7 protein-coding genes and 1 pseudogene are annotated in these 9,384 nt (G+C 35.4%); 1 reads left to right on the top strand and 7 read right to left on the bottom strand.

Annotated elements, in window-relative coordinates; genetic code table 11:
• The 3 genes and pseudogenes from Q0W04_RS02850 to Q0W04_RS02840 all read right to left on the bottom strand — a co-directional run.
• Positions 1 to 980: pseudogene (locus tag Q0W04_RS02850) on the bottom strand (endonuclease MutS2); the annotation flags it as partial.
• Between the two features lie 55 nt (positions 981 to 1,035).
• A complete protein-coding gene (locus Q0W04_RS02845) occupies positions 1,036 to 3,456 on the bottom strand; it encodes a U32 family peptidase (protein WP_298500170.1) in 2,421 nt (806 codons plus the stop codon).
• Entirely contained in the window at positions 3,456 to 5,957 is a 2,502-nt protein-coding gene (locus Q0W04_RS02840) for a U32 family peptidase (RefSeq protein ID WP_298500167.1), read from the bottom strand. The genes Q0W04_RS02845 and Q0W04_RS02840 overlap by 1 nt, the downstream gene beginning before the upstream one ends.
• Before the next feature lie 80 nt (positions 5,958 to 6,037).
• Between Q0W04_RS02840 and tmk the strand changes: the two genes are divergently transcribed.
• Positions 6,038 to 6,616, top strand: a complete 579-nt coding sequence (gene tmk, locus Q0W04_RS02835; RefSeq protein WP_298500164.1) for a dTMP kinase — start codon at positions 6,038 to 6,040, stop codon at positions 6,614 to 6,616.
• 21 nt (positions 6,617 to 6,637) lie between these two features.
• Here tmk and Q0W04_RS02830 read toward each other — a convergent pair whose 3' ends face one another.
• The 4 genes from Q0W04_RS02830 to Q0W04_RS02815 are packed head-to-tail and all read right to left on the bottom strand — an operon-like array spanning position 6,638 to position 9,302.
• A complete protein-coding gene (locus Q0W04_RS02830; protein WP_298500161.1) occupies positions 6,638 to 6,847 on the bottom strand; it encodes a hypothetical protein in 210 nt (69 codons plus the stop codon).
• Positions 6,848 to 7,810, bottom strand: a complete 963-nt coding sequence (locus tag Q0W04_RS02825; RefSeq protein WP_298500158.1) for a tyrosine--tRNA ligase — start codon at positions 7,808 to 7,810, stop codon at positions 6,848 to 6,850.
• Positions 7,811 to 7,818: 8 nt separating this feature from the next.
• Positions 7,819 to 8,862, bottom strand: coding sequence for a 60S ribosomal export protein NMD3 (locus tag Q0W04_RS02820; protein WP_298500155.1), 1,044 nt, complete (start codon positions 8,860 to 8,862; stop codon positions 7,819 to 7,821).
• A gap of 32 nt (positions 8,863 to 8,894) precedes the next feature.
• Positions 8,895 to 9,302 carry a translation initiation factor IF-2 subunit beta gene (locus tag Q0W04_RS02815; protein WP_067040760.1) on the bottom strand — a complete coding sequence of 136 codons (408 nt, stop codon included), beginning with the start codon at positions 9,300 to 9,302 and terminating at the stop codon, positions 8,895 to 8,897.
• Between the last annotated feature and the right edge of the window lie 82 nt (positions 9,303 to 9,384).

Raw genomic sequence — 9,384 nt, 5'->3', positions numbered from 1 at the left:
TTTGGAGGGAAGTTATTGTTTAATAAGTTGAGAATTTCATCTCCTTCAAGATCAACTTTTTTAATAGATTTTTCCAACTCATCATCCATATCATCTTTTAGAGAATTTACAAGTTCTTCAATATTCACTTCCCTTTTATCAATGATATTCAATTCATTGATAATAGGTATGATTTCTCCGAGAACGCTGTCCTTATTTCTGATTTTTTGTATTTCATGAACTCTTGAAAATAAATCCTTGTTTTGTATGAAAAAGTTGATTATCTTTTCGGGAACGATTTCATAATCATTTTCTTCAATGTTAATCATTACAAGATTTGGCATTCCTTCAAAATCAAGGATTCCCTGTGAGTAAACATAAAATACCAAATCGTAATTCATCATTTCTTCCTGAAGCAATGGTGAATCGCTGGCAGTAATTATGGGATAATACTGATTAAGACCCAAATCGGTAAGATATGCATTGTCTTCTTCTCTTTCGACAAGTATTGCTTTACTTGGGTCATATTCAGGTTTAGCTTCTTCAACTTCCTTTAAATTTTTCATCAATCCTCTCAATTTAATTATTGGAAGTTGTGAGACATGTTCTTTGGCATTCATTACAAAATCAAGTTGTGAATTGATTTTAGAAATGTCTTTTGAAGGGGATAAAAGTAAAATTCTGTTTTTGGAATATGTTGTGTTTGAATAGGATAGAATCTTGTTTATGATGTCTTCATAAATCTCCATGGCTCTGTCGCTTTTAATGAATTCATATTCCGGATTGTTCAATAATTGGTTCATTATTTCGATAGCTTTTCTTTGGCTTATTCCCTCAATGTTTGCTATTTTTTCCACATCAACATTATCAACTATCTTTTGGAGTTCTTCTTCTCCTCCAACACTGTTTATTATTTTTTCAGAGATTTTATCTCCGATGCCTTTTATATTTTGCAATGTTATTTTTTCCCCTTGCATTTTTACCAAACCCTTTTTGTAAATATAGTATGTTACTTAATATATATTGCATATTGCCGAGAGCATTTGAAGAGTAATATCAATAATTGGCAATCGTATTTTTAAAGCTAATTTTTTTAAGCTCTTTTTGGTTAATTTTTCCTTCAAGCGCATTTCTGTAAATATCAATCATTTTATGATAGCTATCATCTTTATATCGCCCGTCAATTGAAAAATTACAGTATCCAAGTTCTTTTAGATGATTAATTTCACCCAATAGGGAAAGTTCGCTGTCGCTAAATATTATCAGTTCTTCCTCGGACAGGCTTCTGTGAATCTCAAATCTGTTGTTTTTCCAGTCAATCAGACAATTTTTATAATTCTTCTTTAGCTCATTTCCATAAAGTAACGGATATCTTGTTTTCATCACCTCGACATGTCCCTGAACAAGAAGTTCAATTTTATCGGGACTTTCACAGTGATTTATAATTTCCTCATAGTCTTTTTTTCTAAGTTCCGGAGATATGGTGAGAATTTTGTAGTTTTCAAGACTGTTTATTGACTCCGTATTTGTTATGTTCATGGAATACGGTCCGTATTCGTCATTAAAGTTATTGCTCATTATTGAGACTGGATAATTCATTTTGCCTAAAATTGCACGCACTCTCTTCAGCACTTTTATAAAATCGTCATGAGCAATGTCCGGCCATTTCCAGATTAATTCATAACCTTTGCCGTATGAAATCTCATAAGCTCTCTTGATGAAATTGATCATGTAATTCAGGTTGTAGTCCGGCTTTCTGGAAATGTCCAGCGAATCCTTTTCCGGGGGGATCTCAAGGTAAACTCTTTTAACCCCTTTTATGTTTTCCAGATGCTTCAGATTATTAGTATAAAATGAGATATTGATTTCATTGTCTTTTATTTTGTTTTCACTATGTTTCAATGTGATTTTTCTAGCTTTATGTTTGTATGAGTTTGCAACCTCTTTTTCCAGCTTTTCAAACAGGTTTCTTCTGAGTTCGTTTATTTTGCTTATTGGAATAAATAATGTCCCGTCATAGTTGATGTTGATTTGTGTTATCTGGAAAGGATAGTTGTCAACTTTGGAAAGTTGTTTTTTTATGGTTTCCCGGTCAACATTCCTTTTTATAGGTTTTTCAAAGGGGGTGCTGCCTTTAACCTCACACTCTATTATTCTGCGGTTTGCAAGGGTCAGTTTTGCCCTGAGATTTGGAAACTTATTTTTCACAGAAAAGGTCAAAATCAGTTTGGATTTGATGTAGCTTGCGGATTTGGTTTCAATCTCTTTGACTTTTTTGTGCAGCGAATTTCTTTTGGTCAAATACACATCAGAGTCATTCAATTCAAAATCAGCCTTTTTATTTTGCCATACCTTTTTAACAATCAGCACCCTGTTTTTTCGATTCAAATCTTTAATGGGTTTGTTTTTACCTTTCTCGAAGTGATTGAGTGTTGTTATTGTAGGATTTTGAGATATTTCAAATCCGTAATCCTCATCGTTTTTTAAAATCAGCAGTCCGTCACCTTTTTCGGGTATGGTTTTAATCCGATCGTTTAGCCTTATTGCAATCTGATTTTTTCTGCTGTCTATGACTTTACCTATCTTTAAACCCACATGGCCTGCACGGATGCTTCTTTTTGAATCGTTATTGAACTGTCCTTGGCTAAATCCTCTGTTGAAAACAAGGTCGATTTCCTCTGAGCTAATCTTTTTCCCGCTTTTTAGTTTGTTCAGGGCTTTGCGATAGTTGCTTACAACAATTGCCAGATATTCCTTGCTTCGCATCCTCCCTTCAATTTTGATGCAGCTTATGTCGAGCTCGGAAATTTCTTTTAAGTAATCAAATAAGCTTAAATCACAGGGGGAGAGGTAATAATCCTTCTTTTTGATGTCTTTGATTTGGTATTTCTGACGGCATGGCTGTGCGCATGCTCCTCGGTTTCCGCTTCTTCCGCCTTTGAAACTGCTCATCAGGCACTGTCCGGAATATGAATAGCATAAGGCTCCATGAGCAAATATTTCAAGCTCCATATTGGTTTTGAGATTTTTGATTTCTTCACGTCTCATCTCACGTGGGAGAACGACCCTTTTGATTCCTTTGCTTTCCAGGTAGTTTAATTTAAGCTGGTTTTCACAGGTCATCTGTGTTGATGCATGAATTTTCAAATCAGGCAGATGTTTGCGGATAAGCTCCACCAAACCAAGATCCTGAATCAGAACTGCATCCACTCCCATTGCATATAGCTTTGAAAGGTAGTTTATTACGTTTTCAAGTTCGCTCTGTCTGATTAATGTGTTGACGGTTACATAAACCTTGACATTGTGCATGTGTGCGGTGTTTACTGCCTGTGCAATTTCATCTAACGTGAAGTTTTCTGCAAACTTTCTTGCACCATAGTTTTTTCCGGACAAATAGACTGAACTGGCGCCTGCATTGATTGCCACTTTCAAATGGTCCGCAGATCCTACCGGTGCAAGTAATTCGGGAATCCTCATTATTTTGCCTCGTGCAGTCTGCCTTCAATATAGTTTCCTTTGTTGATGTATGACTGTGAGAAATCCATAATCTGGTATTTGTATTTGGTCAGCTCTTCTGAATCCTTGTTTTTAAGACTTTCATTGTAGATTGACAGTATCTGTGTTGTGTATTTTTCATTTGAATATCTGCAGTCAAGAATTATCGAATCAAGACCAAATTCCTTGATTTCATTCATCTCTTCAATCAGACATAGGCAGTCCTTGTTGATGATGTGACTTTGCTTATTATAGTCAAAAAAGATTTTATACTTGAATTTCTTTCTTTTTTTGTCTTCAAGAGTTGCATAATCCGCATCATTTGATATTATAAAGTCTTTACCGTCATTTAAGTTTGTAAAGTCATCTTTACTGACAATGACTTCCAGGTTTCCATTGACAATCATCTCCAGGTCAATGTTGCGGTCATGATTTTTGCTAATAAGTTCTTTAATCTCTTCTCCTGAAAGCTCAGATGACAATATAAGTGACTTAAATCCAGCTTCATTCAAATCACGAACAGCAAAACTGTTCCATACATTTAAATTGTGGTTTCCATAAATAGGACAGTCAAAAATTTCACCCATTCCCGGAAAATCGCCCATAACTGAAATGATTATTCCTTCATCTTCAAGTTCCTTGACGATTTCGTTGCATTTGATGGCATCTTCCTGTGAGATGAAGGATGATAAAACCCAGACAAGCTCAGTTGGGGATGCCATTAGGCTGGCCTCTTTTAAGGTTTCCTTTATGTCCTTGAAATAATCTTCAGGATTATTATAATGGCAGTTTCTGTCAAAATAAATTCTTTTCAAATCAAATCCTGAAATCGCATTGATTTGGGAAGGACTGTCAATAAACACTGATAATTTTGGTGTTTTCTTTTTGATTTTATTTGGTGTGTTTTCATAATCCTGGAAGAATTTGGTTAAATTCTTGCGCACCTCTTTTACAGATTTTTTGGTCGGAGTGTAATGGTTTTCCAAAAGTTCTGTTGCAGTATCGAGGATTTCACGCCTGATTTGGTTGATTTCACGAATCGGAATAAAAATATCCTTTGGCATGTTGTTGAAGCGGATGCTTTCAATATAAAATGGTGTTCCTCCAGTTTTCTTGAGCTGTTTTTCAAGGGTTTGTTCGGAAATCGGTTTGTTTTTGGCTTTCTCGAATTTATCCAATGTCTTATGTCTGAAGTTGATTAGCTCATCATCAAGGTAATATTCAACTTTGGTAAAGAGGTTCAGATTTTCATCCCATGTCAGTGACAGATTGATTCCAACATTATTTTTAACGGTTTCCTTTTCGAATTGCTTCAGATAATCGTGTGTTGATTTGGAATAGCTTATGAACACTTCAGTTCCCACTTTAACAAGACGGGTGGTGTCTATTATAATCTCATTTTCATCCTGCTTTATTATGTTTTCCAGATATATTCCCTTGATTTTGCCGTTGTATTTAAATGCAATTCCATCTCCAGGTTCTAAAATAATCGGAATCTCCTTGTTTTTTATTTCAATTGTAACTTTTGTATCTTCAATGTTGGTAATGTCTCCAATGTAGAGTCCTTCATGACCTGAACTTCCTCTTCCCATAACTTCTCCGGGATTGTCGCCCATCATATATCCGTTTGTAAATTGGCGGTTGAAAACAAGGTGCAGATCTTTTTTATAGTCTCCCGGATTGCCGTCAATGATGTTTCTGTAGCTGTTGACGATTGTTCCGATGTAGTCTCCGGACTTCATTCTGCCTTCAAGTTTCAGGGATTTGACTCCTGCATCGGAAATGGCCTGTATGTTGTTGTAGGTTGCAAGATCATGTGTTGATAGGAGATATCCGTTTCCTATATTGTATCCTCGGTATTTAAGACGGTACTCACGTCTGCATGGCTGCGCACAGGCCCCTCTGTTTCCGCTTCTTCCGCTGTTGTATGAGGACATGTAGCATTTTCCACTTACGCAGTAACATAGTGCCCCATGCCCGAATACCTCAATATCCATATTTATATTGTCCTTTTTAAGTTTGTCATGTGTCTGTCTGATTTCTTCGATGCTGACTTCACGGGGCAGGACAACCCTTTTTATATTGTTTTTTGAGGCCCATTGGAATGATGCGTAATTGTTAAGGCCCATTTGTGTTGATGCATGAACTTCCAAATCCGGAATGAATGTTTTCAAAAGCCATATTAATCCGAAATCCTGTACAATAACTGCATCGACTCCAATTTGATATAATTTAAACAGATATTTCAAAACGTCGACTATTTCAAAGTTGTTTATCAGTGTGTTTACGGTAACATGTATCTTGACCCCATTCAAATGAGCATATTTCACAGCCTTTTCGATTTCTTCGATTGTGAAATTTTTAGCATAGGCTCTGGCTCCATATTGCTGACCAGCTATATAAACCGCATCCGCTCCAGCATTGACAGCTATTACTAAAACGTCATAGGATCCTGCGGGAGCCAATAATTCTTCTAAAACCATTTTTTCAATACACCTTGATTTGATTTATTCATTATTATTTTGTAATTAATTATATATTAAGGTAAAACATATTCTATTCTATGTATATTGTTTTTGAAGGAATTGATGGTGCCGGGAAATCTACCCAAATTAGAATGTTGAAAGAATGGCTTGAAGCCAATGGATTTCGGGTGGAAACACTAGTCGAACCGACAGATTCTGAAGTCGGCAAGCTAATCAGAAAATTATTGCAGCATCCAGATGCCAAATCAGACAATTTTCAAAAGATTTTTGGGCTTCTTTTTGCCGCCGATAGAATGATGATAATGGATAAGCTGGAAGATGAATCCAAAATAATCATTTCAGACAGGTCATTTATCTCTTCCCTTGCCTATCAAAGTCCCATGGATTGGATTGATGTTTTAAATAAGTATGCAAAAAGGCCGGATTTATTGATTTTATTGGATTTGGATGTTAAAACATCAGTTGCAAGAACCTCAGGCAAAGACACTTTTGAAGATGAGGAATTCCTGGCCGGTGTAAAAGAAAACTATTTGAAATTGGCAGATAATTTCACATGTGAGATAATAGATGCTAATAACGGTATAAATAAGGTATCCTCAGATATTAAAAAAGCGGTTGCACCATATCTGGGAATCTGTCCTGATTGTATCCAATAAAAAATAAGTTTTGGAGAATAATTATTCTCCTTCTAATTCTTGCAGTCTTTCTCTAATGGCATTTTCCAGAAAATCTCTAACTTTTACAAGCTCATCATATTCTCCGATTAGTTTGGGTCCAAATTCAGTTTGTTCCAATTTAAAATCGAATTTTTCAAATGCATGAGCAAGCATAGCTTCTCCAACACCGTTAGGTATTCCCATTTCAAATTCTTGTTTTTCGTCTTCCATTTAATTTTCCTCCATGAATTTTCTTACAGGAGCAAAGAATTCGATTAGGAAATCTTTAATTCCATTTTTCAAATCCATTGGGTGCAAGTTTCCTTCACCAAATTCCTTGAGCAGTTCATCATGAGTCAATTCAATGTCTCCACCGAATTTCTCAGGTCTTTTAATAAGTAAAGTATCCTGATTGGCAAATACAAATGTTTCAGCTATTTCAATCATAGGATTTCCTTCAAGTTCGCCTTGAGGGCAGTAACTCTTGTTGATTTTTTTGGTGATTACTTCAACGGAATCGTCTACTGCAATGTAGTTTCCTTTACTTGAAGACATTTTGGCATCACCGTCAAGACCGTGCAATAATGGAGTGTGAATGCAGACAGGCACGTTTTCATCAATTCTTTCAAGGTTTTCACGAGCCAACATTTGGATTTTTCTCTGTTCCATTCCTCCAAGTGCAACATCCACTTCCAAAGCAGCCATGTCCACGGTTTGCATGATTGGATAAATTACGCTGGCCACTTTTGGGTTGTCATCTGCACGACTTACCTGATCCATACTTCTTCTTGCCCTTTTTAATGTAGTCATTGTAGCCAGTTGATAAACTTTATCGGTGTAATCAGGTTCTAACTGGAAAGATGAACCTAAAACATATTCAGTTGTTTCATCTAAGCCTAATGCCTGGAAACATTTTTTATTGTATTCTGCAGTTTCAGCTATTTCTTCAATAGTTCCTTTTCCATTTAAAAATGCATGATAATCTGCAAGCAGGATTTTAATTTTAAAACCTAACTTTTGCAATTGCTTTAACTTTTGCACAGTTACGGCATGGCCTAAATGGATTTTTCCTGAAGGTTCATAACCTGTATAAGCTATAGGCTGTTCTTTTTCAAGAACTGCTTTCAAGTCTTCGGTATCTATAACTTCAAGGGTTCCTTCTTCGATTAACTGAATTTTCTCTTCAATATTCATTCTATCACTTAGTTCAATAAATAAATGTAATTGTCAATTTTAATGAGCTTTATTTCATCACCAATATTATAGTCTGCAAATTCGTCTTTCATTTCCAAATCAACTGCAGAATAATCGCTAGGATCTAAAATCTGTATGATGCTTGGTGATTTTGATATGATTGTTGTGGTTTCAACTTCGTTGGCCTTTTTAACAAGTTCAATGTCATCCATGTTTTTCATAGGGATGTTGTGCTTTTTGTTTGTTGAGATATCTGCTCCGACGAAGCTATTTTTACTGATGCTATGTACCTGAATGATTTTATCTTCGTATTTGATGAAATCGTTTATTTCAAATTCAGGAATCCTTACGGAAATCCAAATTCTGTAAAGTCCCTTTCCGGTGGATTTGTCTTCGCTAATCAGCCTTGGGGATTCCTTGATAATTCCTCCAAACTCTTCCTTAAGGCTTTCAGCCACTTTCTTCCCGGATTTAAAAGAACCTATGTAATAATCGTATCCCTCTTTAAGTTTAGCTATTTGAGGACAATATGCAAGCTTATCTGATGAGGATTGTTTTATCAATGTTCGCTCTACCACTTCATCGGCTTTGGCATATTCTTCAGGTTTTATTTCCCTTTTGTCTGCTCTGAATTGAACTACGGTTTCATAGTAGCCTGATTGCATTTTGCTGCAACTTGGACAAACAGTCTTTTGGATTTTAACTTCACAGTCATGTGTCTCTTCAATTTGAGTTCCATGAACTTCTCCGGTAACCTCGACAAAGCAATATGCCAATGTTCCTTTTATCTGATCAATTTCGAGATTGATGATTTCATTTGAAACTTCATCGGCTATTTTAATATTTCTTTCAAGTGCTCTGTAGATTATCTCCTCTTCGGGAATGTTTTCTTCAGACCATTTTCCCTCTTCAAGTTTGCTATTGCAGTGGCTACATATCTGAACTTCAATGCGTTTAGGCAGTTCAATCATTTGAAATTCTTTCAAAAAACAGTCAATGCAAATGTCACCGACCATTTCCTTATCGGTACTTCCGCACTCCGGACAAAACATAATATCTGTAAAAATAAAATAAAAAAGTAGAATTATAATGATTTTAAAGGTGCTGTTGCACCGCATGCAGCACATTTAAGTAAGAATATTCTACCTTCTCTGATAATTCTGGTATCTGGTCTGTTACATTCGTGGCAAATTACATATTTGTCCACATAATCTTCGATTCTTTCATTGATTAGGTAATGTGTAAATTTACCTTGTAAAATTGCTCTTTGACCTTCAATGTTTCCTGCAGTACCCAGTTCTCTCATTAAGAATTTTAATAAATGTTGAGGGTCTCTGTTTAAACCTTCTGCAACATCTTTAAAGTTTTTAATGAATGTTCTATTACCTTGGATATCTGAATAAGCTTTAGGAATTTTGAATCTTTTGTGTTCAAATACTTCAGGAGGTAATTGGTCAATTGCTCTTTCTAATAAATCTTCATATTTATCCATGATATATCTCCTAAAAAATTAATATAAGTATAATATATTAAATTTTATTTTAATCATTTATTAATGTATGCTTATTTTCCAG

It is taken from the genome of uncultured Methanobrevibacter sp. (genome assembly GCF_947170395.1).
Lineage (GTDB): Archaea > Methanobacteriota > Methanobacteria > Methanobacteriales > Methanobacteriaceae > Methanocatella.
Note: the sequence above shows the minus strand (reverse complement) of the source record. Positions and strands in the feature narration are given on the sequence as shown.

Coding starts and splice junctions, on each gene's coding strand:
- tmk (WP_298500164.1), top strand. CDS start 6,038: ATGTATATTGTTTTTGAAGGAATTGATGGTGCCGGGAAATCTACCCAA.
- Q0W04_RS02840 (WP_298500167.1), bottom strand. CDS start 5,957: ATGGTTTTAGAAGAATTATTGGCTCCCGCAGGATCCTATGACGTTTTA.
- Q0W04_RS02820 (WP_298500155.1), bottom strand. CDS start 8,862: ATGTTTTGTCCGGAGTGCGGAAGTACCGATAAGGAAATGGTCGGTGAC.
- Q0W04_RS02825 (WP_298500158.1), bottom strand. CDS start 7,810: ATGAATATTGAAGAGAAAATTCAGTTAATCGAAGAAGGAACCCTTGAA.
- Q0W04_RS02815 (WP_067040760.1), bottom strand. CDS start 9,302: ATGGATAAATATGAAGATTTATTAGAAAGAGCAATTGACCAATTACCT.
- Q0W04_RS02845 (WP_298500170.1), bottom strand. CDS start 3,456: ATGAGGATTCCCGAATTACTTGCACCGGTAGGATCTGCGGACCATTTG.
- Q0W04_RS02830 (WP_298500161.1), bottom strand. CDS start 6,847: ATGGAAGACGAAAAACAAGAATTTGAAATGGGAATACCTAACGGTGTT.